General features: G+C 55.9%; 19 protein-coding genes. 12 read left to right on the forward strand and 7 right to left on the reverse strand.

What is annotated here, in order from left to right; translation table 11 throughout:
- The first annotated feature begins 2 nt into the window (after positions 1-2).
- Together ACEPPP_RS17990 and ACEPPP_RS17995 are read left to right on the forward strand one after the other, a co-directional pair.
- Positions 3-968, forward strand: a complete 966-nt coding sequence (locus ACEPPP_RS17990; RefSeq protein WP_374088739.1) for an aspartate carbamoyltransferase catalytic subunit — start codon at positions 3-5, stop codon at positions 966-968.
- Positions 965-2,245: a dihydroorotase gene (locus tag ACEPPP_RS17995; protein ID WP_374088740.1), complete on the forward strand. Its 1,281-nt coding sequence runs from the start codon at positions 965-967 to the stop codon at positions 2,243-2,245. Before ACEPPP_RS17990 ends, ACEPPP_RS17995 begins: the two co-directional genes overlap by 4 nt.
- Positions 2,246-2,276: 31 nt before the next feature.
- Here the strand turns inward: ACEPPP_RS17995 and ACEPPP_RS18000 are convergent, their stop codons facing one another.
- Together ACEPPP_RS18000 and ACEPPP_RS18005 are read right to left on the reverse strand one after the other, a co-directional pair.
- Entirely contained in the window at positions 2,277-3,038 is a 762-nt protein-coding gene (locus tag ACEPPP_RS18000; protein ID WP_374088051.1) for a transposase, read from the reverse strand.
- Entirely contained in the window at positions 2,977-3,501 is a 525-nt protein-coding gene (locus tag ACEPPP_RS18005; protein ID WP_374088053.1) for a helix-turn-helix domain-containing protein, read from the reverse strand. The genes ACEPPP_RS18000 and ACEPPP_RS18005 overlap by 62 nt, the downstream gene beginning before the upstream one ends.
- A gap of 742 nt (positions 3,502-4,243) precedes the next feature.
- Here ACEPPP_RS18005 and ACEPPP_RS18010 point away from each other — a divergent pair.
- The gene (locus ACEPPP_RS18010; protein ID WP_374088741.1) at positions 4,244-5,239 is read left to right on the forward strand and encodes a sterol desaturase family protein; all 996 of its coding nucleotides are present in this window, start codon (positions 4,244-4,246) and stop codon (positions 5,237-5,239) included.
- A 61-nt stretch (positions 5,240-5,300) separates the two neighbouring features.
- Here the strand turns inward: ACEPPP_RS18010 and ACEPPP_RS18015 are convergent, their stop codons facing one another.
- Positions 5,301-6,668: a class II fumarate hydratase gene (locus ACEPPP_RS18015; protein ID WP_374088742.1), complete on the reverse strand. Its 1,368-nt coding sequence runs from the start codon at positions 6,666-6,668 to the stop codon at positions 5,301-5,303.
- 219 nt (positions 6,669-6,887) lie between these two features.
- On the opposite strand from ACEPPP_RS18015, the gene ACEPPP_RS18020 reads away from it, so the two are divergent.
- The 3 genes from ACEPPP_RS18020 to ACEPPP_RS18030 all read left to right on the forward strand — a co-directional run bounded on the left by ACEPPP_RS18020 (position 6,888) and on the right by ACEPPP_RS18030 (position 8,569).
- On the forward strand, positions 6,888-7,136 hold the full coding sequence (locus ACEPPP_RS18020; RefSeq protein WP_374088743.1) for a hypothetical protein: 249 nt from the start codon (positions 6,888-6,890) through the stop codon (positions 7,134-7,136).
- A gap of 8 nt (positions 7,137-7,144) precedes the next feature.
- Positions 7,145-8,173, forward strand: coding sequence for a 3-oxoacyl-[acyl-carrier-protein] synthase III C-terminal domain-containing protein (locus tag ACEPPP_RS18025; protein ID WP_374088744.1), 1,029 nt, complete (start codon positions 7,145-7,147; stop codon positions 8,171-8,173).
- Positions 8,174-8,296: 123 nt separating this feature from the next.
- A complete protein-coding gene (locus ACEPPP_RS18030; RefSeq protein WP_374088745.1) occupies positions 8,297-8,569 on the forward strand; it encodes a hypothetical protein in 273 nt (90 codons plus the stop codon).
- Positions 8,570-8,712: 143 nt separating this feature from the next.
- Here ACEPPP_RS18030 and ACEPPP_RS18035 read toward each other — a convergent pair whose 3' ends face one another.
- Positions 8,713-9,411: an OmpA family protein gene (locus ACEPPP_RS18035; protein ID WP_374088746.1), complete on the reverse strand. Its 699-nt coding sequence runs from the start codon at positions 9,409-9,411 to the stop codon at positions 8,713-8,715.
- Between the two features lie 75 nt (positions 9,412-9,486).
- Complete coding sequence (locus tag ACEPPP_RS18040; protein WP_374088747.1) at positions 9,487-9,903, reverse strand: exosortase system-associated protein, TIGR04073 family; 417 nt, start codon at positions 9,901-9,903, stop codon at positions 9,487-9,489.
- A 680-nt stretch (positions 9,904-10,583) separates the two neighbouring features.
- Here ACEPPP_RS18040 and ACEPPP_RS18045 point away from each other — a divergent pair.
- On the forward strand, positions 10,584-11,663 hold the full coding sequence (locus tag ACEPPP_RS18045; protein ID WP_374088748.1) for a fatty acid desaturase: 1,080 nt from the start codon (positions 10,584-10,586) through the stop codon (positions 11,661-11,663).
- 58 nt (positions 11,664-11,721) lie between these two features.
- Here the strand turns inward: ACEPPP_RS18045 and ACEPPP_RS18050 are convergent, their stop codons facing one another.
- The gene (locus ACEPPP_RS18050) at positions 11,722-13,629 is read right to left on the reverse strand and encodes a proton-conducting transporter membrane subunit (protein WP_374088749.1); all 1,908 of its coding nucleotides are present in this window, start codon (positions 13,627-13,629) and stop codon (positions 11,722-11,724) included.
- Positions 13,626-16,241: a YbcC family protein gene (locus ACEPPP_RS18055; protein WP_374088750.1), complete on the reverse strand. Its 2,616-nt coding sequence runs from the start codon at positions 16,239-16,241 to the stop codon at positions 13,626-13,628. Before ACEPPP_RS18055 ends, ACEPPP_RS18050 begins: the two co-directional genes overlap by 4 nt.
- A 690-nt stretch (positions 16,242-16,931) precedes the next feature.
- Here ACEPPP_RS18055 and ACEPPP_RS18060 point away from each other — a divergent pair.
- From ACEPPP_RS18060 to ACEPPP_RS18080, 5 genes are read left to right on the forward strand one after another with little or no spacing between them, the layout of a single operon-like run.
- Positions 16,932-18,395 (forward strand): NuoM family protein, encoded by a 1,464-nt coding sequence (locus tag ACEPPP_RS18060; protein WP_374088751.1) that lies wholly within the window; start codon positions 16,932-16,934, stop codon positions 18,393-18,395.
- A 23-nt stretch (positions 18,396-18,418) separates the two neighbouring features.
- Entirely contained in the window at positions 18,419-21,715 is a 3,297-nt protein-coding gene (locus ACEPPP_RS18065; protein WP_374088752.1) for a DUF2309 domain-containing protein, read from the forward strand.
- Between the two features lie 2 nt (positions 21,716-21,717).
- Positions 21,718-23,280 (forward strand): proton-conducting transporter membrane subunit, encoded by a 1,563-nt coding sequence (locus tag ACEPPP_RS18070; RefSeq protein ID WP_374088753.1) that lies wholly within the window; start codon positions 21,718-21,720, stop codon positions 23,278-23,280.
- Positions 23,281-23,287: 7 nt separating this feature from the next.
- Positions 23,288-24,877 carry a NuoM family protein gene (locus ACEPPP_RS18075; RefSeq protein ID WP_374088754.1) on the forward strand — a complete coding sequence of 530 codons (1,590 nt, stop codon included), beginning with the start codon at positions 23,288-23,290 and terminating at the stop codon, positions 24,875-24,877.
- Positions 24,874-26,433 carry a NuoM family protein gene (locus ACEPPP_RS18080; protein ID WP_374088755.1) on the forward strand — a complete coding sequence of 520 codons (1,560 nt, stop codon included), beginning with the start codon at positions 24,874-24,876 and terminating at the stop codon, positions 26,431-26,433. Before ACEPPP_RS18075 ends, ACEPPP_RS18080 begins: the two co-directional genes overlap by 4 nt.
- The last annotated feature ends 30 nt before the right edge of the window (positions 26,434-26,463 follow it).

Raw genomic sequence — 26,463 nt, forward strand, 5'->3', positions numbered from 1 at the left:
CGATGGCCGGTAATCTGCAATTAACTCCGGAAGGCAAGTTAAAGCACTTCCTGACGATCGAAGGGCTGGACAAAGCGCTATTGACCGAAATTCTCGACAGGGCCGAGTCATTTGCGAGCATGTCCGATCAGCAGGTCAAGAAAGTGCCGATCCTGCGCGGCAAAACGATCGTGAATCTGTTCTTCGAAAACAGCACGCGTACACGGACGACGTTCGAGCTGGCCGCCAAGCGTCTATCGGCCGATGTGCTCAGCATCAATATCGCGACTTCGGCGACGTCAAAAGGCGAAAGCCTGCTCGATACGATCCGCAATCTGGAAGCGATGTTCGTCGATATGTTCGTGGTGCGCCATGCCTTGAGCGGCGCCGCGCATTTCATCGCGCAGCAGGTCGCGCCGCACATCAGCGTGATCAACGCCGGCGACGGACAGCATGCGCATCCGACCCAGGCGATGCTGGACATGTTCACGATCCGCCAGCTCAAGAAGGACTTTGCGCCTTTGAAGGTCGCGATCATCGGCGACATTCTGCACTCCCGCGTCGCCCGCTCCGAAATCATCGCGCTGAATACTCTGGGTGTGGCCGAAGTCCGGGTGATCGCCCCGAAAACCTTGCTGCCCGCACATGTCGAAACGCTCGGCGTCAAGGTATTCCATAACCTGAACGATGGCCTGAAGGATGTCGATGTGGTGATGATGCTGCGTCTGCAAAAAGAACGCATGAGTTCGGCCCTCTTGCCGAGCGAAAGCGAATATTTCAAATGTTTCGGTCTGACCGAGGAAAAATTGAAAATCGCGAGGCCCGATGCGATCGTGATGCACCCTGGGCCGATCAACCGCGGTGTCGAAATCGATTCGAAAGTCGCCGACGGGCCGCAATCGGTGATCTTGAAACAGGTCAGCAACGGCATCGCGGTGCGGATGGCGGTAATGGCGATGGCGATGCAGCCGCAGGGAGCCAGTTTATGAAGCGGATACAAATCAATCACGGTCGCATCATCGATCCTGCCAACGGCATTGACCGCATCGGCGATGTGTTTATTGCCGACGGGAAAATTTTGTCGGTCGCCTCCAAGCTGGACGCTTTCGATGCGGACATCGAAATCGATGCGAGCGGGCAGGTCGTCTGTCCTGGCTTCATCGATCTGAGTACGCGTCTGCGCGAACCGGGGCAGAGCCGCAAGGCGACCTTCAAGAGCGAAACGCTTGCCGCCGCCAGCGCGGGTGTAACTACGCTATGCCTGCAGCCGGATACGGTGCCGGTGATCGATACGCCGGCGGTCGCCGAATTGATCAAGGAATTGGCCGAAAAAGCCGGCTATCCGCAAATTCTGCCGGTCGCCGCGCTGACGCAGAAGCTCGAAGGCACCGAACTCAGTTCGATGCTGTCGCTGAAACAGGCCGGCTGTATCGCGGTCGGCCATGCGAACCATCCGGTCAAAAATCTCTTGATTCTGCGGCGGGCGATGGAATATGCGGCGAGTCATGATTTGCTGCTGATGCTGCGCCCGAACGATTACTGGCTCGGCAACAACGGCTGCGCGCATGAAGGCGAGTTGGCGACGCGTTACGGCTTGCCGGGCATTCCGGAAGCGGCCGAAACGATCGCGCTGTCGCAATGCCTCGAACTGGCCGAACTGACCGGCTGCCGGGTGCATTTCGGCCAGCTCAGCTGCAAACGTTCGGTGATCAAGATCCAGCAAGCCAAAAACGACGGCCTGCGCGTGACCGCCGATGTCGCGATGCACCAATTGCACTTGACCGAAAACGACATGACGCCGTTTGACAGCGCCTACCATGTGCTGCCGCCGCTGCGCACCGAGGCCGATAAACAGTATTTACGTCTGGGACTGGCGGTCGGAACGATCGACAGCATCGCTTCGGATCATCAGCCGCATGACCTCGATGCGAAGCTCGGCGCATTTCCCGAAACCGAACCCGGTATTTCCGCTTTGGAAACGCTGTTGCCGCTGCTCTTGCAACTGGTCGCGGAAGGCGCTCTGACCTTGCCGGAAGGCATTGCGGCGTTGACTTCCAAACCGGCCGAGATACTGAGGCTGCGGCGCGGCGCGCTGACGCCCGGTTTGCCGGCTGACGTCTGCCTCTTCGATCCGAATAGGGTTTGGCGGATCGATGCGGACAATTGGCACAGTCAAGGCACCAATACGCCTTATTGGGGGCAAACGCTGAAAGGCCGCGTCACCCATACCTTGCAGGCGGGCCGTATCATCCATAAACCGGCCTAGTACAACGCACCGGAAATTCTCCGAATAATTTTTAAACCACCAGAGGCCTTCCGGTATAAGTCCAGCGAAAAGGCTTAGCGAGGGTTTCATTGAAGAAATCGATAAACTGAAAAATACGTCCTTTCAAATCTGCTCTCGAGGTGAAGCTTGCCCGTTTGAGCAAGCGACGGGATAGAATGCCAAACCAAATCTCGATCTGATTCAGCCACGAGCAATGCTTGGGCGTATAAACAAAGCGAATGCGATGGCTTTCGTCCTGCAAAAAAGCCGCGCGGGAGTTCATATCCCGTAGTACTCCGCGTTCCCCTTTCACGCCCAAGTCCTCGTCAATTCCGCAGGCTTTGGCGATCCATTCCACCAGCGTCGCGGATTTATGGGTGTTCAACTGATCGGCCACAAACAGCCATTGCCCCTGAGGGTCTGTGGCGACGGTTTGCTGCACGTGGGCGACAAAGTCAGCTTCTGTTCGTGTGTCCTGAACAGTGGGCGCAATGACCTTGCCTGTTGCCACCTCGAAGTTGGCAATCAGGGCTTGGGTGCCGTGGCGCCGGTATTCGTACTCGATCCGTTCCGGCTGTCCGGGTTGCATGGGCTGTGCGGGGTGAATGCGCTCCAGGGCCTGAATGCCGGTTTTTTCATCGATGCTGATCACGTGAATGCCTTGCGCATGCAGCGCCGGGGCTTGCCGATACAGGTCGCATACCGCTTCGACGTTGACCTGGAAGGTGGCTTCATCGTCGATGGTGGGATTCAGCCAATAGCGCGTTCGATGCGGCTTTAGCTGACCCTGCATTTAAAAAACGACCAATACTGGTCGCTGAGATACGGTCGACAATGCCTTGCTTAACGGCTTCCCGTGCCAAATCTTTGCGCGTCCAATGCGTCAAGGGTGAAGGCGGCGTTTCACAAGCCAACGCCAGCAGTTGGCAGACCTGTTCGGCGCTGAAGGTCTGTGGTGCACCCGGACGTTCCGCATCCGCCAGAATCGTCTCGATCTGCCGGCGTAAACGTTCGGGATCATCTTCGCAGGCAGCCAGCGCCTCTTGGGCCGACAGCCAACGACGACGCCACAAACCGACCGTCTCTTCCTTGATGTTCAGACCCTGCGCGCTGGCCTTGTTGCGACGGCCGGCTCCCGCATTTAAGACGATGCGCGCCCGCTGCACTAAACTGTGCGGCAGTTGCCGACTTCGAACAATGGCTTCCAGCGTCGATTGTTGGGCTTGCGTCAAAATAAGCGGAGTGAGTGGGCGCATCGCTTCCTTGCGGGATGATTTTCGGGCTTGCTATTATCCTTCATTTTTTAGGTTTGTAGTACTAGGTCTCTGCCGGTCTTTCCCAATCGCTACCGATCCCTAACGCGAGTAGGGTTGTGTGGGATGCCCCACTCGCGCGAGGGACCGGCAGTTTTGACGAGTATCTGGCCGCAGCCAGAGAAATCAATGCTGCCATCCGCTACGGCGACAAGTCATAACCGTCTGTTTTTCGCGTTCAAAATCATTCTGCATTTCGGAAAAATGCGGGCATTCTGGATGCTCGCCACATTTACTTCGATCAAATGACGATGGATACAATTCCGGAGTCAGGTTTGAATCGCATGGAACTGTTGCTTTTGATGCATGTCTACTTCATGTGTACAACATAAATTGCACCTCAACAACAATCTGCCCGCACTGTAAAAGTGCAAAATTGCCAGCCGGCGCTGGCCTTTTTCATCATTCTTACTGCATTTTGCAAGACTAGATTTTTCAAATATTAACTAAAACAATTAGTTGCTATCTATTTTTGATTGGTTGTCTGAAAAATAGATTTAATTTCTCTCTTGGCATTAAATTTGCCTTAAACTTTGTAAGGGATAGCGAAAATCCCGCCATAAACCGACGGAATTTATTTCATCACACCGTCACATTGAATCAGTAGGATAAATTCGTAAGACGAATTTAATCATTAGGATAATGCTGTAATGCACTTTCCAACAACCTAATTGGAGGAAAAGTCATGTTAACCATCATCGAAATTTATTCAATGCTGCAAGCGACCCTGGCGAACTGGCAGGCTCTCGTGTCCAACGATTGGCCGTTCATCTGCGTGATCTTGGGCTTTACTCTGCTGTCGCTTGTTGAATTTCAACGGCCGAAAATGCCTTTTAGGCCTAAACAAATCATCAATACTTATCGCGTGAATCTGGGATTGTTCCTCCTCAACAGTCTGCTGATGTCGCTATTTTCGCTAGCCGGCTTAATGTTTGCGCTGGAGCATTTTTCCGGCAAGGGATTGTTGAGCGGAATCCGCAGTCCTGCCTGGAAAGCGCTGCTGTCATTCTTTCTGCTCGATGTTCTCTTGTACGCATGGCACCGGATTTGCCATCAATTCGACGCATTTTGGATGTTTCACAAGGTCCATCACAGCGATCCCTATTTGAACGTATCGACCGCTTTCAGGATTCACATCGTCGAATTGATCATCACAACCGTACTGAAATCGGCATACATCATCCTGCTCGGCATCGACAAGAGCGTCGTGTTTGCCTATGAAGCGGTCTATCCGTTGTTCGTGATGTTCCATCACACGAATATTACGTTTGCGGGCGAAAAATGGCTCGGGCAGGTGATCGTGACACCGCATTTGCACCGAGTTCATCATTCGATCGAGCGCAGGGAACATGACAGCAATTACGGTGCGATCTTTTCGGTCTGGGACCGGCTGTTCTTCTCGCGCAAGGAAGTCGAGCCGGCTGCTGTCGGGATTAAGGGGACAGTGCCGCAAACCGCATGGGGTCTGGTCAAGTTCGGTTTCGTGAATACCGCGCAACCGGTGCCGGCGCCTGTCTATACCAGCGCGGTCACGGTCAACATCCATGCGATGATTGCCGAAGCCGCCTATTACAAGGCCGAAAAGCGGGCATTTTCGCCGGGCTATGAATTGTACGATTGGCTCGAAGCGAAAAAAGAAATCCTGCGACAGGTCCAGGGTAGCCGCTGCATGAATTGCTAAGGCTGGAAACTGGCGACGGGCGGGAACATGGATTGAAGATTCCACGCCTGCCCGAGCTTATTTAGACCAGATGGGCGGGATCCAGCAGTATTTCCAGTTGTTCGCGCGGTATGTCGGTCATTTCCGCCGCGACATCGATGATCGGGCGATTTTGTTGATAGGCCGTCTTCGCGATCACCGCGGCTTGGGCATAGCCGATGACCGGATTCAGCGCGGTCGCCAGCATCGGATTTTTCTCCAGCGGCGCCGAGATATTTTCCAGCCGCACGTTGAACCCCGTAATCGCCTTGTCGGCCAGCAAACGGCAGGCGTTGCCGAGAATCTCGATGCTTTGCAGCAGATTGTAGGCAATTAGCGGCAGCATCACGTTCAACTGAAAATTGCCGGATAAACCCGCCGTGGTAATTGCCGCGTCATTGCCGATCACCTGCACGGCGGCCATCGCGGCCGCTTCCGGAATCACCGGATTCACCTTGCCCGGCATGATGCTGCTGCCCGGCTGCAAGGCCGGCAGTTCGATCTCGCCGAGCCCGGCCAAGGGACCGCTGTTCATCCAGCGCAAATCGTTCGCGATCTTCAGAATACTGACCGCGATCACTTTCAACTGCCCCGATAACTCGATGCTGGCGTCCTGGCAACTCAGGCTTTCGAAGAACGAGGTGTTCTGTTCAAACGGCAGGTCCGTGTCCTGGCGTAAAATTTCCGTGAATCTGGCTGCGAATTCGGGATGCGCATTGATGCCGGTGCCGACTGCGGTACCGCCTTGCGCGAGACGGTAAATTCTGACCAGGGCCGCCTCGATTCTTTCGGCGCCATTCCGTATTTGCAGCGCCCAGGCGTTCATTTCCTGACTCATCCTCAGCGGCATCGCGTCCATCAGGTGCGTGCGCCCGGTCTTGATCACCCGGTCGAGCGTTGCGGCTTTCGATTCGATCGTTGCGGCCAGATGTTCAAGCGCGGGCAGCAGGTGGCGGTGGCAGGCCAGCGCCGCGCTGAGGTGAATCGCGGTCGGTATGACGTCATTGCTGCTTTGGCCGCGGTTCACATGATCATTCGGATGAATCTCGATGCCTGCCGCCCGGCTTGCCAGATTGGCGATCACTTCATTCACGTTCATGTTCGTACTGGTTCCGGATCCGGTCTGAAATACATCGACCGGAAATTGGGCATGATGGAGGCCGTCGATGATCTGCTGAGCGGCAGCGATGATCGCCGCGCTACGCACGGAATCCAGCTCGTCCAGTTCGCCGTTCACTTCCGCCGCAATCTTTTTGATCAACGCGAGCGCCTGGGTGAACGCGGGCGGCAAGGTCAAGCCGCTGACCGGAAAGTTCTCGACCGCGCGCTGGGTCTGCGCACCGTATAACGCAGAGGAGGGCACCTTGATTTCGCCGAGGCTGTCTTTTTCGATGCGGTATGTGGGGGGCATGGGCTTGGCCTCGTCAGAAAGGATTGCAAAAATCGAGCGTTTTTAAGCCATTAGAATCGATTTTGGGGTGAAGGTTTCCGAAGCTCCACTTCGAATGCATTGATGGCAGAAATCCCTGGTGAGCTAGCGAGGTTATCTGGCTGTCCAATAATATAATGGCCTTTACCCCGTCATTGCAGACTGTTGTAAAATCACGGCTTTAAAATACGAGAACGAAAAATGTTTACGGCTTTTAACAGGCGGGCGCTGCTCGTCATGTTTTCATCCTGTCTAGTGTGTAGCTGCGCCGAAATCAAACAGACCGGAAGAATCGTCGGCCATACGACACGGGACGTGGCCAAAGGCATCGGACATGGCACCCGCGATGTGGCGAGGGAAATAGGTCACGGCACCAGAAACGCGGTTCACGGCATAGGCCAGGGTATCCATGATGTCGTCAATCCTTCGGATGAAGATGAGCCCAATTAAGTGGATTTATGACTCTTTATTCTCAAGACAATGCGCAATGGGTAGGCATCAAGTCGGTTGGCTGCTACCTTCCTGATCAAGTGATGACCAGTCATGACATGGCGCAGCTCAGCGCTATTCCGCCTTCGGTCTTTGCCGACAAGATAGGCATTGTGCAGAAGCCTATTGCCGGTGCGGATGAGCATCCCAGCCAGATGGGAGTCAAGGCTGCCGTCGAGGCGATCGAGAAAGCCGGGCTAACGCCGTCCGAGATCGATTTGATCGCTTACTGTGGTGCTGGCGATTACGATTACCGCTTTTGGTCTCCCGCCGCGAAGATCCAGAGCGAAATCGGTGCCAGCGGCGCTTTTGCTTTCGAAGTCAGAAACTTCTGCAATAGCGGCAATCTGGGGATTCATATTTGCAGGAATATGTTGCTTGCCGATGCCAGTTATCGTTATGCGCTGGTTGTTTGCAGCGACAAATTATCCCACTTGCTCAATTATTCCGATCCCGCCTGCTTGTCGACCTTCATCATGGCGGATGGGGCGGCGGCCGTGGTGCTCGAAAAAGGCGGGAAAACGAGCCGGATCCTCGCCTATCACGGCATGACCGACGGCTCACTGGCCGATTTCCTGAAGATATCCGCCGGGGGAACCCGCGTTCCCTATGACGCCGAGCGTTGCAGCCATTTGCTTAACGTCGATAATCCGGAAGAACTTGAGCGTATCTTTTCGGAACTTTACCTGAAGAATTATCAGTTGGTGGTCAAGACTTCGCTCGAAAAGAGCGGCTATGGGCTGGACGATGTGCATCTTTTGTTAACCAATCAGGTTAAGAAAACCCTTGCCCAGCAAATATTGAAAGCACTGGGGATGAAGGAAAATCAAACGCTGAGCACCTTGTCCGAATTCGGTCATCTCGGTCCCGTAGATACCCTGTTAGGTTTGGCGAAAAGTCTGGAACTGGGTAAGATAGCGCCTGGCAATATCGTGGTTCTAGCCAGCAGTGCTGCCGGGTTTTCCTGGGCCGCACTGACACTGCAGTGGCTCGAATAATACATTGCCTCGGCGCGAGGATTTATTCTTCACGGTCTTCAGCGGGCGTGCTCTGAAACGCCGACAAGTGAGAGCTTTCCTTTTTCCAATCCTCCGAAGGTGACCGCCTCTGGACAGGAGACCATGGATACCGATCCGGGTCTTTCGCCTACGAATGAGGATTATTCGCTGGAAGCTTATATCCTGCAACAGAATCATTACCAGAGCGAATTGCTGGCGAATCTCGACCACATGCCAGAGTCAGGTGCCGTTGCGGTGGTGACTTGGCCGAATGTGAACAAGGGCTCAGGATTTCCGGCCCGGGTTTTGGCGATAGCCCCGAAAAGTTATCGAGAAAAGCGGTGGCTAAAGGCTCTTCCCTGCCTTGCTCGCAATGCCTGTGGAAACCGGTGCTAGCGAGACGATGCATGGAGAAATTGGGTTTTTCCTTCATACAGGCGCGAATCCTTTCACGCCTGTATGATCGAATTAATTTTCCTGCTAGGTACCTCCCTTGATAGGGGGCTAGAACAGGGCGAACCGGTATTCGCCGCCAAAAATTATTTCAAGCCGGCGCAATCTTGATATGGTGGGTGATCGGTGCTGATCATAACCACCCGATGCTGCTGATTAGGCGTGTTGTCGGGGCCTTCCGCCTCGCCCACCGATTTGACGCGCAGTTGCTCTGGCTTGGCTCCCTTTTCGACGAGCAGCTTGGTGACGGTTGCGGCTCTTCTATTAGCCAAATCCTGATTGCTGGCCTCACTGCCAACGGTATCGGTAAAGGCGGTGACATCGGCGAACGCATCGGGATGCGATTCCAGATATTGGCCCAGGGTAGCGATCGCATGATGGTCGGTCCTGAAGGGGATGTCGCTGCCGGTTTTAAAATAGGCGGCGTCATGCTTCGCGACTTCACTCATATGATGATTAGGGCTATGCACGGCCGTCAGCCAATTGCACAGCGCTTTTTCCGATTCAAACCGATGCTGGGAGGCAGCCCGGGCCGCATCGACCGCGCGTTGTCCTTCTTCGATATTCCAGTAATGGTCGTTTTTCCAGTGGTTTAATACATTGTTGGCTTCTTCGCGTTTTTCCTCGGCCAACTCCTCGTGATAAATGGATTGACCGTAGTGGCCGCCAACAATGGCATCAACTTCCGAAGTCAGTAGCGGAATATCTTTATGGGGCGGCTGCGTACACCCGGCAAGAGCCGCGGCGAACACCGCACAAGGCAGGTAAATAAATTGTCTGTTCATGATTTTATCCTCGTATTCCAAATCAACCGCCATTGCATAGCGAAGCATGCAACGATTATCTAACGGGTCGTTGGCCTAGTCATCATCGCCATCATCGAGTGGACCATAAGTCGTCCAGAAGCCGGGATAATGCACGCCAAAATAACGAGTATCCTCGCTAAAACGGTCCCAGACATAGGGCGGTGAAATATACTCGTCGGTTGGGATCGGAGAGGTGATCAATTCGGCCACGCCGATAACGGTACGGCTGACGGCATGCGCGGTACCCCGGAGGAGTCCCCAGGTAAAACCGACGAATATGTTTTGATCATGACTGATATTGACAACGTTTTTGGGGATCTCAATCCATCCCGTGGTCGTATTGAAAAAACCCTGGTTTACCTTGGACGTAAAACCAGACAGATAAGTATGCTGCTCCTCTGCATAAGACGGCCCCGCCGACAACAGAACGCCGGCAAGAACACAGAGGCTAAAGAGGTGTTTGTTGTTCATTGTTGATTCCTCCTAAAAGTTTAATCAATGGGACAATTTATAACCTAACAAGTTCAGCTAGAAATTTAACCCAATGAATCAAGCAAAAGAGATCGGAAAGTTGTAAATCCCTTTAGGTCGACATGACGATTACTAGGTATTAATAATGTCAAATGGTTCAGTTGGTGTAGGGGTTAATTAATTTCGGAGTGAATCTTAACAAAAGTTTATTATGTTGGAACCTGGTAAAACTACTGATTGCTTTTTAGCCGGTTTTGTGGGGTTTTGCTTACCAAACGGTAAAAACTAGGTTGAGGTATCAGTTATTAGGCCCGTCTTTCGGGTGGCGTGAAAAATTGATGCCGAGTGAACTTTTCGCGCGATTAATTTACTAATATTTCGTTATTGAAATGCGATAGCTGCCCGAACAGAAGCTGCCGTTACGTTGTCCCGTCCGACTGGCTTGGATAACGATTTGCTCCGCTTGAAATGTCTCTACGCTTTCCCGCCTGCTTCATTAACCGTTAACCGGCTGGTTACCAGCCATGTATTGCCACCTCCGTGAGCAGGATTCCCCCAGCTTGATTTTGCGCCCATCTTCCTTTGCCCTTGTCGATAGTTTCGACTGTCGTGGCGGTCGGATGCGGAAAAGCCCAATCGTGTCCGAAATTCCGCTTCAGTTTTATTGAGTTAAATTGAGTATGCCAAACAGTGTTACCCCTCCCGAAACCTTGCCTACCTGCCATCGTTCCACTATTCAAACCGTTCGCGAAGATTTGATCCAGGCCGTATCGAAATATGCGCAGCCCGACTACCGCAAGGCTTTTGTGCAAATCGCGAATACCTTTTTACCCTACCTCGGCCTCTGGGCGCTGATGATTTATACCGTGCTGCATGGCCTTCCTGTGTGGACGACTTTGTTATTGGCGGTGCCGGCGTCAGGATTTTTGGTACGCATCTTCATCTTGTTCCACGATTGCTGCCACGGAGCCTTTTTTCCTTCCCGCTCGGCGAACCGGATTCTGGGATATATTTCCGGCATCCTGGTCTTCACCGCGTATGAGGACTGGAAACGCACTCACGTGATCCATCATGCCGCATCGGGCAATCTGGATCAGCGTGGGACCGGCGATATCTGGACATTGACCGTCGAGGAATATTTGTCGGCCTCCCGCTTAAAACGGCTGGCTTACCGACTGTTTCGCAATCCTTTGGTGTTATTTACCCTGATTCCTCTAGTGCTGTTTTTAGTAATCCAGCGCTTTCCGAGTGCCGGTGCCAAGAAACGCGAACGCAACAGCGTCATTTACACCAATCTTGCCATTGCCGCAATCGCGGTGGTGATGAGCTTGACCCTGGGGTTTCAGAATTACCTGCTGATCCAGCTGCCGATCATCATCATGGCGGCGAGCGCCGGCATGTGGCTGTTTTACGTACAGCATCAGTACGCGGACGTGTACTGGGCGCGCCAGCACAGCTGGGATCTGACCAGCTCGGGCCTGGAAGGCAGTTCCTATTACAAACTGCCGAAAGCGCTGCAATGGATCGTCGGCAACATCGGATTGCATCACATTCACCACGTCCGGGCCAATATTCCGAACTACAATTTGCAGCGCTGCTACGACGAAGTGCCCGCCTTGCAGGCCGTGAAACCGCTGACGATACGCAAAAGTTTTAAATCGTTGTGTCTGAATCTTTGGGACGAACAGAAGCAGAAACTGGTCAGCTTCCGTTCGATCAGAGCCCTGCCTCGTCTGGCGATCCAGGCGGCGGACGCCTGAGCGGAACGCCCAAGGCAAAATAAGCGGATAGACCATGGCTTATCCGCTTTTATTCCGGTTATTTGTTTAACTCCACCGGCCGCCCCATGCACAATCGGAGGAATATCCGCGCGGCGGCGATGCCGTTCATCACAAACGAAAAGGCGATCAACGCGGCAAACCAGGGGTGCTGGCTGCTGGCGTGATAGAGCAGCAGGTCTTCGCCGACGAAGGCCGGGGTGATCGGGAAACCGACGAGTCCCAAAAAGCTGATGAACAATAACAGCGATAAACCGGGCTGGGTTTCCGCCATGCCGCGGTAAGCGAAAGGCGTTTCCGCGAAATTCTCCGATTTCAGCAGCCGGCTTAACACCGCGATGCCGAGCAGCCAGGCCGGGATGATGCCGGTCAGAAACAGCACCGCATCGTCCCAGGCCGAGTTGACCATGAACCAGACCGCGACGCAGGCAAAAAAATAGCTGAGCGCGATGTCGTTCCAGGTCCTGAACGGGCTGCGTTTTTGGCTGAAGCCGCTCAGTGTGGCCAATACCATCGAGATCGCGGCCGGTATCGCCAGATATTTGTGATGCAAGAGATCCACTTCGGCCACGAACAGGAACAGGCCGAAAATGATCAGCGCGGTCGCTCCCTTGATCCAGGGGCTGACCGCGTTCATCGCAGTACCGATTTTTTTCAGCGGCTCCCAAAGCACAAAGCGGACCAGCAGTTCGAGATTGCCTTCCTGTAACGCAAAGACATACAAGGTATTGCGCAGCACGTCCGGCAGGGTATCACGGATCGAGGCCGGCAGCTTGTCGCGCAGCGTGCTGCTTTTGATGTAGAACTCGGCGTCTGCGGAGCCTTCCAGGCGCAGTAAATGCGCGACGATCGACGGCGATACCAAGAGCTGGTAGCAGCGTAAAAAGGCGTTGCCGAGAAAATGCACCAGCACCAAGGCTTCCAGCCCCAAAGCCAATTCCATGAACATGAAGCCGACCTGGGTGATCGAGCCGTAGGCGATCTGGCCCTTGATGTTCGATTGGGTTTTTTCGGACAGGCTGGCGATGCAAACGGTCAGCAAGCCGATCAGAAACACGATCGCGCGTGTCAGGATGTGGTAACTCCAGATCGGCATCGTGCGGAGCAGCAGGAATACGCCGAGATGCACCGACAAGGCGCCGTAAAATATCGCACTCGAAGGCGTCGGCCCTTCCATCGCGCGCGGCAGCCAGAAACAGAACGGAAATTGCGCCGATTTGCCGGATGCTGCCATCACGATCAGCAGAGACAACAACAGCAGGGCAGGATAGCCGGCCGGCGGCATCGCACCGGTTTTGAACAACTCGGCGATCTGGCTGAAATGGTCGCTTTCATGGAACAAGAGGTGCGTCATCCAGGCGCCGAGCAGCAGACCGATGTCGCAAAAACGGTAAATCGTGTACGCACGCAAGGCGTTACGAACCGGCTGCGGGCGGTGGCGGTAGAAGGCGATCAGCAGAAAGGATGAAACGCCGACGATCTCCCAGCCCGCGAACAACATATCGATCGAGCCGGACAGGATGACCATGATCAAGCCGAACACGAACGCGAAAATGGTCAGAAAGAAGCGTTTATAACCAGCTTCGCGGTGCAGATAGTAGCGGCAGTAGCGGATGATGATCGAAAAAATGATCCAGACGCAGAACAGATAAACCGCGCCGACCTTGTCCAGATAGAAGAGGACCGGGAAGCGGTAATCGCCTTTCTCGTAAAGGATGAAGGCCTCGAACTCGTAGCGGGGGAAGCCCACCAGCGCCCAAGCAACGAGCAGGGCGACGATACTGATGCCCAGCACGGCCGCGAACCCATAACTGATCGCGGAAATTTTTTTCTCGTCGGCGCTCCAATAGTCGAATTCGGCAAACTTTTTCAGATCCTTCGGCGTCAGGAAGATTACGATGAAACCCAGCAAGGGCATGAACTGGCAAGCCAGCAGTAAGGCATTCATGATGAACTCCGTGTCTTCGTTAACCGGTGGACCGGAACGGTCTTGACCTGGCCGGCAAAAATTTCTTCCGAACAGGCCGCTTCGGGCGTTGGCATGATGTCGGCCAAATCGACGCTCTGCCATCCCTTGCCGGAATAAAAATAAATGGTGTGGCTGTCAGGTTCAAAGCAGGCGAGCCGGACCCAGTCATGGTCGAGCCATTCCCGAAGATCGCCGATTTTGACCAGGGCCTTGTCGATGATGTCTCGGGATTGCTCGATCACGATCAATAAACGGGCCGGTTCGTGCACTTCGATCATTTGATTCGGCAGGCCGGTACGCAGATCGCCTTCGACGCCGTTCGCAACCCCGAGCAGGCCGATCACGTTGTGCGGCAGCTTGGTGCCGGCGCCGTACACCGAATTGTCGACGCGCGAGAACAGATATTCCAGATTGATGCCGCCGCAGACCGGGATCACCGCGTTCAAGATTCTGGCCAGAACGGCGCCTTGGGTGTCGGTTGCAGGATCGTAGGAATGCAAAAAGGCGCGCCGGTCCATATAAAGGTCACGCGTCAGCGCGCGTTTTCCGACGATGCAGTACAGATTGTTCGAGTGATTGTATTCGGGTCTGGGCTCGTAAATCGATACCGAGCGGCCTTTGACGTGCGCATGCGCGGCCTGTTTATCCTGCTCTTGCGGACCCAGTTCGAACCAGCGGCTGCGTTCGAGCGCATTCCGTTCGAGCGCGCGCTGCATCGATTCCCGGAAGGTTTCGAGGCCGGTGACCGGTTGCTCGGCGAGCAGGTGTTCATCGAAATAAGTGATTTCGTCGCGGCTGGTATTGTGCATCGCCGCGATGAAGCGGGTCGATGCGGGGATGTCGATGCCGCGTTCGCGGAGCAGCGCGCGCACCGCTTGATGATTCGCCATCCAGGCAAAGGCGCGCGCATTCGGCGCGCCGGGCTTGCCGGAACAGGCGCCGCAGTCGTAAGCGGCGAAATGCGGATTGTTCGCGCTGCTGGAGCCGTGCGCGACTACCACGACCAGCGGCGTAAAATGGTCGATTAAGCCGATATTGCGCAGCAGGCCTTCGATGCGGTCGGCCATTTCGATGAACGAAAATCCGAGCATGCGGCCGTCTGCGGTCGGTATCTCGCTCTCGCGCAAGAGATGAAGATGCGTGTGCGCCTTGACTTCACTCAGCTTCTTGATGTTCGGCAAGTGCCCGCGGGGCCGGAAGACCTCCCAGGCTAACTCGAGCGCATAGCCGATGCCGAGGGTTTGCGTATACAGCCAGCCGCGGAACAAGGAATGCGATTTGACATGCAGATTTTTCAGCTCGTCGCCGCTCTTCTTTTTGTCCGCTTCGCGGGTCAGGCTGGATTCGCGGACGAGATGCTTCGGCTGGATGATCGCCGGGCACTGCGCGACAGGAAAGGCGTCGTCCAGTCCCTGATACAGAAAATCGATGCCGAAAAAGCCGGCGGCGCCGTAGGTTTCGATAGAAGGATTCAGCTCTTCCAGGTGACGGCGCAAGGAGCATTCGCGGTCGTCGATGCAAAACAGCGCCTGGGCCAAGGGTGAAGTGCTTCCTGAGTTGCCTGTATGGTTTTGCGTCGCCTGCGTGCCGATCGCCTTCAGCAGTTCGGCGTGCAGCGTCCATTCCATCGCTTCATGCCAGACTTTCAGGCGCAGCGGTACTTTCGGTTTGAAAGCCTGATCATGGAGCAGCGGGACCGCATGGGATTGAGGCGTGGCGGCGATATTCCGAAAATGGCGGCCTTTTTTCAAATGCAGAAAAGCCAGCTCGCAGGCGAGTTCGACCGCGATCAATTCTTTCAAGGAGATATCGCGGCGCGCCAGCAGCGATTGCGGGTTAAGCTCGACGAGGCGCACCATGCCGGCCCAGCCCGGATGCGCCAACAGCATTTCGAGCAAATATTGTTCGTAAAGCTGTTCGTCGCCGACGATCTTTTCGAGACAAGTCAGGATGACCTGATCAGGTTTTTCGAGCAGCAGCGCGTGCACGGCGGGCTCGTGGAAGGGGTAGAGAGGCAGTAGGCTGTTGTGCACGAGCCGCCAGACGCAATCCCAAAAGCGTTCGTCGCTGCGCGGCAGAGTCCAGCGGCTGATGCCTTGATCCAAAAAGTTGGCGAGCAGGCGGAACAAGACCGGATGCACCAGGGCATTCAGATTGACTTCCAGTCCGGTCAGCCAGGTATTGCGAATGCCTTGGTTGGCCAGCGATACCGGAGGGTAGTGGCTGCGGTCGTCTTCGATGAACAAGGACGCGCGGAATCTATCGACATCCTCGATAGCGGCTGCCGACTGTCCGATAGCCCAGGAAATCGCGGCATCGGTGATTCTGCCCTGGCGATAGCGTTTTTGATAAGCGGCCAGCGGCAAATAACTGCGCGCGCCGAAAATTCTGGCCGCGACAGCGACGCCTTCATGAAAAGGGTGGTTCTGTACGGCGTGCAGGGTATTATGGTGGATAAAGTCTTTGATCGGCCCCTGGGTCGGCAGCCAGTGCGAGATATGCTCGATGGACGCTTCCAGATTGAAGCCGGGCGTCGTCCTGTGGTCGACAGAGGGGGGCGTTATGGGTTTATGCGTTGCTGTAATGGTCATCTTGAGACATTCAACCTCGAGAATAAAAATGAGGCGATCGATAAATCGTCTTATGGGTAGCTGATTACACGGCTCATGGCTTTATGTCAGGGTAGGGGCGGATGGATTCCGCGAGCCTTTTAACGATCGTATGCCTGATCAAAACTACTTAGACAAGGCAAACTGCCATGCTGCGGACACGTTCTCAGTATGAATTTTATAAAGCATTTTTCGTGCCTGAATTTAACTTGTTGTTTTGTATGTAAAATGAAAATAAGATGGGGCGGGAAATTGGTTAAAAAAACCATTGGATGGTGGATTTAAACTGAAATTGGTGCAGTTTATCGGTTAAAATTGCCGAAGTTATTGTCCAACAGGGACGGGCTGTGACCCCGGCCCGTTTTACGGATTGCGTAAGCGTGATTGACCGGGGTCGAGTGTCTGTGCAATGCCCGCATTTGCACCGCTTGCTGCTTTGCGAACAGACTCGGACGACTTGCCTTGGCACTAGGGAAAGGTATAATGGCGGCCCGATGCTGATGTTGTATCGATTCGATACCTATTGCGATCTGTGGCTTCGCTTCCTTGTGCGGGCAATGCGGAAGGATTTTTGTAAAAACTGGAACGGAAAACGCTTGCCGGTCGCGCTCGTTTTTTGTGTTGCTAATCTAGACTGATCTGCTTTATGCAGTCTAAAGGATCATATCGAACATGGGGATACTCAGCATATTGCTTTGGACACCGGCGCTGGGAGCCTTGCTGCTCGCGGTCATGCCGGGGCACAACGCGTTCTCCATTCGTTTGGTCGCGCAGACCTTTTCACTGCTGACTCTGGTTTTTGTCTGCCGACTGTTGGCGACTTTCGATTCAGCTCAGGCGCAATTGCAATTCACCGAGTTTTTTGTGTTGAACCCGGATGTCGGCAGCGCTTATTCGCTGGGCGTTGACGGTCTATCGATGCCGATGGTGTTCATGGCGGCGCTGTTGACATTTTGCGCCCTGCTCGCTTCCCATGTGATCACCAACGGCGTCAAGGGCTTTTATTTTTGCCTTCTGCTGCTGGAGTTCGGCATGTTGGGCGTTTTTCTCGCCCAGGATTGGGCGTTATTCTATGTTTTCTGGGAAGTGACGCTGATCCCGTTGTTTTTCCTGATCGGGCGCTGGGGCGGTAGCCGGCGTCACGCGGCCAGCCTGAATTTCGTGTTGTACACGATGGGCGGGTCAATTTTCATGCTGATCAGTCTGTTGGCGATCAGCCAGTACGATCTCGACTACGGCGGCTCGCTGATGGCTTCGCTGAGTCAATCCACCTACTCGATGTCCCGAACCGAACAGATTCTGGTGTTGCTCGGTCTGATCATCGGGTTCGGCGTGAAAATGCCGATTTTCCCGCTGCACGGCTGGCTGCCTTTGGCGCATGTCGAAGCGCCCAGTCCGGTCAGCATCTTGTTGTCCGGCATCTTATTGAAAATGGGGGCTTACGGTTTGCTGCGCGCGATCGCGATGCTGCCGCAGGCGGCGCAATTTTTTCAGCACACGCTGATGATTCTGGCGTTGATCGGGATTATTTACGGCGGCCTGCTGGCCTGGCGGCAGACCGACTTGAAAGCGATGGTGGCCTATTCGTCTATCAGTCATATGGGCATTGTCCTGTTAGGCATCGCTTCGCTGAATAAGACCGGCATGACCGGCGCGGTATTGCAAATGACCGCGCACGGCTTTATTGCGGCGGCGATGTTTCTTTTGGTCGGATTGCTTTATGAAAGAACGCATACCCGCAATATTCAGGATTACAGTTCATTGGTGCAAGTGACGCCGCGTTTTGCGGTCTTCACGACATTGGCCCTGTTTGCCGCGATGGGCTTGCCGGGCACGGTCGGTTTCGTCGCCGAATTGCACGCGCTGACCGGCGGTTTTGAACAATGGGGCGGCTGGATGGCTCTCTTCGGTCTCGGCATTTTATTGAGCGCTTCCTATGCGATACGGACCGTCGGCCTACTGTTTACGGGGCCAGTCAAAGCCAAGATGCAGCATGTCGGCGACCTGACCGCGCCCGAGATGTTTACGGCCGGGGTACTGGTCGGCGGCATCCTGATTCTAGGCATCATGCCGCAGCCGTTGATCGATTTGTCCGAAGCGACCATCACTCACCTTTATTCACTGGTGTCGCCGTAGGCACAGGCATGCAGGAACACGCGATGACATCAGCAATCCACGAAGATCTCGACCCGGCCGCATTGCGCGCCGAGATCGGCCATCTCTTGCATGAACTGGATCATGTGCTGCCGGGGCAGGCGCCGATTCTCGATTTCGTGCATCACAATACCCTGCACGGCTATCAGCACCTGCCTTTCGAAGAGGCCCTCGCGGCGGTGGAACGGATGACCGGTATTCAGGGCTATCTGCCCGATAGCAAGTTCCGCGGCTATTACCGGCAAGGCCGGATCAGCGATGCGGATCTATCCGCCGCCCTCAGCCAACATCAGGATTTAAACGCCGAAGCCATCGTTTGTACTGTCCAAGGCAAAAAAATTCTGCGCCAGGACATTTACCGGATCGCCTTGTTGTTCGATCTGGAACCGATCACCGAAAGCCAGCTGAACTGGAACATCGACGAATTGGAGGCCTTGGACAAGGTGCAACAGGATGTGCCGAAGGCGGTCAGGGCCTGTTTGCTCGGCGAGGGGGCGTCACCCCTTGACGAAAAGCAGCGGATCCGGCAGCTTTGGCGCAGCGTGCTGGCCAAGCTGAATCTCGATGCAACCGTTCCGCACCCCGAAAACCTGCTCGATCTGTCCGAGGAGCAGGCCGAGGAATGGCTGTCCTTGGCGATGCAGGATCAGCCGGACGGCGTCCATCAAACCCTGCATGAGCGGATGCGCACGGAAGCCGGCGCCACATTGAGCCGTTTTCTGGCGGAAGTCGGCGACGGCCTGACCTTGGGCGGCTTCATTCGGGCAATCACCGGCATCGACATTCTCGATGTGATCAAACCCCAGTTGATTCGGATCTGCGCTTCGGCACTGGACGAAGGCATGGCGCCCTGGCAGTTGCCTGATCGTGAGTCCTTGGGTCTTTATGCCGGCTGGCGCAAGATGTTTCAGTGCGATGTAAATCCGGTTTTTCTGGAGTTGCCGGATTGGTCCAAATTGGTGGACGGGCTTCCGGAGGACGCTTTCGATGCGATCATCCAGCAGTTGACCTATCTGAATCTTCCCCGCGACAAATGGGCCGGCTATTTGCGGCGTCTGGCGCTGGAACTGCCGGGCTGGTCGGGGATGATCAACTGGCGGCAGCAGCATCCAAACTACAACACCGCCAATGCGGCGGACATCAAGCTTGCCGATTATCTGGCGATCCGGCTGATCTATGACCGGCTCTGGCTCGGCCAGATTTGCCGGGATGTCTGGAAAATTGAAGCCAGACTCACCACGATCGAAAGCTATTTCCGGAAAAATCTTTCCGAATTGATGGTACGCAGCGAATTGTACAAGGGCGAATTGCCGGAGTATCTCGCGCACAAAGCCAAGGCCTTGATTATCCGCGCGCGTTCCGAGCGGCATTTTAGAGAGGAATGGCAGGAACTTTCCGATCAGATCAGGACCTGGCAATTGAGCCCTCTGGCCCGGCAGGAATCCCGGCATTATCACTGGCGCAGCGGCTGGCGGCTGTTTCGCCTGTGCCAGCATTTGGGGATGGGTGGCGATGCGGTCGAAACCTTGTCTCGGGATGATGTCGAGGCCTTGCTCACGCTGCTGAAAGCGTTTTCGTTCGCGGAGCGCGGCAAGGTCTGGCTGACGGCTTACGAACACAATTACCGCGAAAAACTGTTTCAGGCCTTGTGCGCCAATCGGGGGCGGGGACGTTGGGCCAGCCGCACGCAGCGCCCGGAGGCGCAATTGATTTTTTGCATGGACGAGCGCGAGGAAAGTTTCCGCCGCCATCTCGAAGAAGTCAGTCCGGCTGTCGAAACGCTCGGCGCGGCCGGTTTTTTCGGCATACCGATGTATTACAAGGGTTTGGATGACAGCAAAACTTCGCCGCTGTGTCCGGTCGTCGTGACGCCTGTCAATGAGGTGCGGGAAGTTGCGCGTTCGGGAAGCGAGGAGGCTTTACGGCGGCATAACAAGGGCCGCAAGCTGAATCTCGGGCTCGGCAGTCTGCTGCATCACGGTCTGCGCCGCCGCGTCTGGTCCGCGCATCTCTTGATCGATCTGTTCGCCCCGGCGGCTTTGTTGGGGCTTGTGGCCAAGGCCTTGCTGCCGAAACCGCAAAGCCGCCTGCTGGGCCGCCTGTCTGGAGCCGTCGCGCCGGAGGTGCCGACAAGGCTGCAGTTTATCGCGGCCGAGCCGAAAACTGCCGCGCCGGAGCTGCCGAAATCGGGGTTTAGTGATAACGAACAGGCCGATAGGGTCGCAGGGTTTCTGAAAAGCACCGGCTTGACCTACGGCTTTGCGCCCTTGGTCGTGCTGGTCGGGCACGGGTCGAGCAGCCAGAACAATCCGCATCGGGCGGCCTATGACTGCGGCGCCTGTAGCGGGCGGCATGGCGGTCCGAACGCGCGCGTGTTTGCGGCGATGGCGAACCGGCCGGAAATCCGCAAGCTCCTGCGTGAACGCGGCATAGAAGTGCCGGCGGACACTTGGTTCATCGGCGCCGAACATAATACCTGCAACGAAGAGATTATCTGGTTCGATCAAAGCGACGTGCCGGCCGCGCTGCAACCGGCTTTGCAGAAGCTCCACGCCACCTTGGCAGAGGTGCGGCGGAGGTCTGCGCATGAACGCTGCCGACGGCTGGCTTCCGCCCCGCGCAATCCGACGCTCGACGAAGCGCTCGCGCATATCGAGGAGCGCGCCGACGATTTTTCGCAGGCGCGGCCGGAATTGGGGCATGCGACGAACGCTTGCGCCTTGATCGGCCGCCGTGCGATCAGCCAAGGCGCTTTTTTCGATCGCCGGATGTTTTTGATTTCCTACGATCCGACGCAAGACCCCGAAGGGCTGATCGTCGAAAATATTCTGCTGGCGGTCGGGCCGGTGGGGGCCGGGATCAATTTGGAATATTATTTTTCGACGGTCGATAATGACCGCTTCGGCTGCGGCACCAAAACGCCGCATAATGTGATCGGACTGTTCGGGGTGATGGAAGGCGCGAGCAGCGACCTGCGCACCGGCTTGCCGTGTCAGATGATCGAAATTCATGAGCCGATGCGCCTGCAAGTGATCGTGGAGGCCAAAACCGCCGTGCTCGAACACATTTACCAGCGCCAGGCCGCGCTTCAGGAATTGATCGCGAACGGCTGGATTCATTTACACGCGCTCGATCCCGAGACGGGAGACATAAGCCTGTTCGAACGCGGCAAGGGTTTTGTGCGCTGGCAGGGAGAAGAGATGCCGATTTTGACGGTCGAGAATTCGCAGGCCGCCTACCGCGATCAAACCGGGCCGGTCGCGCCGGTCCTGATTAGACAAGCGGCAGTTGTGGGGAGCTAGGCATGGATTCACTGGTTTTCCTGATTCCTTTACTACCTCTCTGCGCCGCGCTGATATTGGGTCTCGGCGTCCTGTTCGACTGGCTGAGCGGCGAAGAAAAGGAAGGTCTGACCGCCGGTATCGCCTTGTGGACGGTCACGATGTCCAGCCTGTTGTCGTTGACGCTCTACGGCGCCGATGTGCTCGGCATGAACCGGGGTAGGTTCAATCTTGGGACCTGGCTGCAAAGCGATAGCTTCGAGGTTTCGATCAACTTCCTGACCCAGGGATTCGGCCTGCGTTTATCCGCCTTGTTCGGGATCATTTTGGCCGTCGTGGTCCGCTTCTCGGTCAATTACATGCACCGGGAAGTCGGTTTTCACCGCTTCTTTTTCGTGTTGACGCTGTTTTCGGCCGCGATGCAGTGGCTGGTGTTGTCCGGCAACGCGGTCGGGACTTTCATAGGTTGGGAAATCGCCGGCCTGTGCTCCTATTTGTTGATCGCCTATGCTTACGACCGTCCGGTCGCCGCCGCGAATGCGACGCGGGTCTTTGTTACCAACCGCCTCGGCGACGCCGCTTTCGTGATCGCGATCGGGCTCAGCTACGCCTTTGCGGAAAGCGTCGATTGGACGAAATTGAATGTGCTGGCAGCGCAATTGTCGACCGGCGAAGCGACCGGCATCGCATTTTGTTTTGCGCTGGCGGCGTTTGTCAAATCCGCGCAGTTGCCGTTTACGCCCTGGCTGCTGCGCGCGCTGGAAGGCCCGACGCCGTCGAGCGCGGTTTTTTACGGCTCGGTGATGGTGCATGCGGGCGTTTTTCTGGTCTGCCTGCTGGAGCCGCTCTTTGAAATGTCGCCGTTTGCGATGGGGACGCTGGTCGTGGTCGGTTTGGCGACCGCGATTTACAGTTATCTGCTCGGGTTGACTCAAACCGATGTCAAGACCTCGCTGATTGCGGCGACCTCGGCACAATTGGGCTTGATGTTTTTCGAATGCGGCCTGGGATTCTGGCACTTGGCGGGCTGGCATTTATGCGCGCATGTGGTCGTTCGCGCCTATCAATTACTGGCGGCGCCTTCGCTGATGCACAATGTGCAGGGTAATCCGATCAAACCGATCGAACCGGCGCTGGCCAAAAATTATTGGGCTTATACCGCTTCGCTGCAACGGTTCTGGCTGGATTCCCTGACCGACAGTTTGCTGGTCAGGCCGATAGGGCGCTTGTCTCATGATCTCAGATATTTCGACGACTCGATCATCGACCGGATCTTGGGCTCCCCGGAGCCCGCGATACGGGCGATCTCGTCGCTGGCGCAATATCAGGAGCAAAAAATCGGCGCGCGCCTGAACGAGGATTCCGACCAGTTTGCGCAAGGCAGCGGCTTGGCCGGCAAGCTGGCCGAATGGACGGCGGCCCTGATCCACGGACTTGAGAGCCGCTTCATGTTGCGCGGCTATGGCAAGAATGCTGCGGATTTGGGCAGGCGGATCGGACGGTTCGGCAATCGCTTCGAAGCGTTTATTTTAAGGCCGCGCTATCTGGTGCTGTTCGTGTTCATAACCCTGCTGGTCGCATTTTGAGGCGCTGATGCATTTTCCCGTTACTCCTTGGACCGAAGCCGCCGCTTTTCCGGTCTTGACCACGATGACGCTGGTACCGCTCGCCGCGATGGCTCTGGTGCTCTATTCGCGCTCGTTCACGATGGCCTTGCGTTTCGGTTTTGCCGGCACGGCCTTGAACGTGCTGCTGAGCATCTATCTCCTGCTGGTGTTCGATGCCGAGGAATCCGGCATCCATCTGGTCGAACAGGCGCATTTCGCCGGGCTCAGCTATACGGTCGGCGTCGACGGCGTCAACATTCTGTTCATTCCGCTGACCGCGGTGATTTCTTTTTTGGTGATGCTCTATACCTTTTCGCATGCGAAAGCGCGTTATCGCGACCGCGCCTATGTGGCCAGCGTGTTGGGTTACGAAACGGTGTTGATCGGCGCTTTTGCGGCTTTAAACGTGATGCAGTTCTGGATTTGGAGCGTCCTGGAATTGTTGCCGCTGATCTATTTGACGCTGCATTCCGGGACCGGGCAGCACCGGCGCTGGGCGGTCGACCGCTTGCTGCAATACTGGCTCAGCGCCTTGCTGATGACCCTCGGCGGGTTTTTGCTGCTGGGTTTCGGTCTGATCGATTCGGAGCATCCTTTGACTTTCGACTGGCTCACGATCAAACAGAACAACGCTTATCTGCACGACGAGACCTTGATTTTCGTGCTGTTGTTCTATGGTTTCGCGGTGCGGATGCCGTTGTTTCCTTTTCACGGCTGGCTGCCGATCCTGGCCGAACACGGCACGGTCGCCAGTTGCGCGGTTTTTCTGGTCGGCCTGAAGCTCGGTGTTTTTGCGGTGCTGCGCTTCATCTTGCCGCTGTTGCCCGGTGTCGCCGAAGATTGGGCGGGGCTGGTGCTGGCGTTGGCCTTGATCAGTATTTTCTACGGCGCGGTGATGGCTTTATTGCAAATCAACATCCGGCGGCTGTTGGCGTTTGCGGTGCTCAGCCAGACCGGCATTCTGGTGATCGGCTTGTTCTGCTTCAACGATTTCGGACTCGAAGGCAGTATCATGCTGTCGGTTGCCTATGGTCTTGCGACCGCCGGCATGCTGTTCAGCGTCGGCCTGATTTACGAACGCACCGGCACCGCGTTGATGCCAAGGCTCGGCGGCTTGTTCGATTCGAATCTGACCCTCGGCATGCTGTTTCTGGTATCGGCGTTGAGTACGCTGGTCAAGCCCGGTACGCCCGGCTTCGATGCGACCCACCTGATCATCGAGGGCACCATCGAAGAGCACGGCTGGCTGCTCGCGATCGCGATATTGACCGGCAACCTGCTGGCCGCGGCCTTTATTCTTTGGGCCTTTCAGCGCATGTTTTTGGCCAGTTCCAAACGCTTTGCGCAGCCTTATTCGAGCCTGCATCATCCGGTGTTTAAAGAGCGCCTGATTACCGCGGTCATCGGCGTCTTGTTGATCGGCACCGGCTTTTACATGCGGCCCTGGCTCAGGCTGGTCGACCAGGATGCGTCGATGATCACGAAAGGCTACCCGATCCACAGCTCGATGCCGCACGGGCCAGCGGAGGAGGAAGTACAGCCGGATCAGCTCCAAATCGAGGACGAACAGCCATGAATGCGACAGAATTTCCGTTGCTCAGCGCCCTGATCTGGCTGCCTTTGCTCGGCGCGCTTGCGCTCGGTTTCATCCGCAACCTGAGGGCCGCGAAATGGAGCGCCTTGCTGATTGCAGGCCTGGAATTGGCCGTTGCGCTGTTTGCCGTCCAAAGCTTTCGGGCAGACAGCGGCAACGAGTTGCAATGGGTCGAACATCATGTCTGGATCGAGCATTTGAATATCGAGTATTTTCTCGGCGTCGACGGCGTCTCTATCCTGCTGTTGCCGTTGTCGGCGTTGCTGACCTTAGTGACGTTGCTCGCGACCTGGAATTCGGTGCAGCGCCTGCCGCATTTTCATCTGTCCCTGTTGCTGGCGCTCGAAGGCATCACGATGGGCGTGTTTTGCGCGATGGACATGATGCTGTTCTTTTTGTTTTGGGAACTGACGCTGCCGCCGATCTTCTTCTTGATCGGCCTCTGGGGCATCGGTCCCGGCCGGCGCGCTGCGGCGATCAAATACACGCTGGTTATGCTGTTCGGCGGCGTCGCCTTGTTGTTCGCGATCATTCTGCTCGCCTTCAATCATGTCAACGCGATCAAGGGCGCTGTTCCGAACGATCTGACGTTTAGCCTGCCGGCGCTGCTGGCCACGCCGTTGTCGGGGCATTGGGAAGCGGCGGTATTTTTATTGCTGATGCTCGGTTTTGCGGTCAAGGCGCCTTTGCCGCCTTTTCATACCTGGCTGCCGACCGTCGCGATGGAAGGCTCGACGCAGATGACCGCGTTGCTGACCGGGCTGAAACTGGGTGTTTACGGCATCATCCGTTTTGCGATGCCGTTGGCGCCAACTTCGGCGGTCGAATATAACTGGTCGCTAGGCATCATCGGCGCGGTCACCTTGATCTATGGCGCGCTGGTGGCCTTGCAGCAAAGCAATTTTCGCCGCATGCTGGCCTATGCCAGCATCAGCCATATCGGTCTGATCATCGTGGGGCTGTCATCGCTGAACATGCAGGGCATTCAGGGGGCGCTGTTTCAATTGGTCAATTTTTCGGTCGATGCGAGCGCCTTGATGCTGATCGCGGGCTTCATTCACCATCGCCTCGGCAGCACCGAAAGAATCCACATGGGCGGACTCGCCAAGGTGATGCCGCGGTTGACCGGCTTTTATTTCCTGTTCATGCTGGCCAGCCTAGGCGTGCCCGGAACCAACGGTTTCCCGGCCGAATTGTTGCTGATCGTCAGCGCCTTGACCTCGCATCCGAGCCTAGCGATAGCGGCGCTGGCCGGAGCGGCCCTCAGCGCCGCCTACATGACGTCGTTTACGCGCCGGGCCTTCATGGGGCCGACCGCAAGTGCCGCGGTCAGGCAATTGCAGGATCTGCGCCCGCGCGAACTCGGCGTCCTCTGCCTGTTAGGCACACTGGTGATCTCCTTCGGGCTGTGGCCGAATACGGTGTTGGAGAAGCAGCGGGCCGCTGCGGAGGCCTGGCTGAATCACTTGCTGGAGCCGCGGATGCTGGACGGAAATGATTTTGACGAAAGTGTTTCGAAGCCGGAAACGGGCGAGTAATGCCGTAGCAAATGCCAGGTCCCAAGGAGG

Origin of the sequence: Methylomicrobium lacus (assembly GCF_041897535.1) — a bacterium.
Classification (GTDB): Bacteria; Pseudomonadota; Gammaproteobacteria; order Methylococcales; family Methylomonadaceae; genus Methylomicrobium; species Methylomicrobium lacus_A.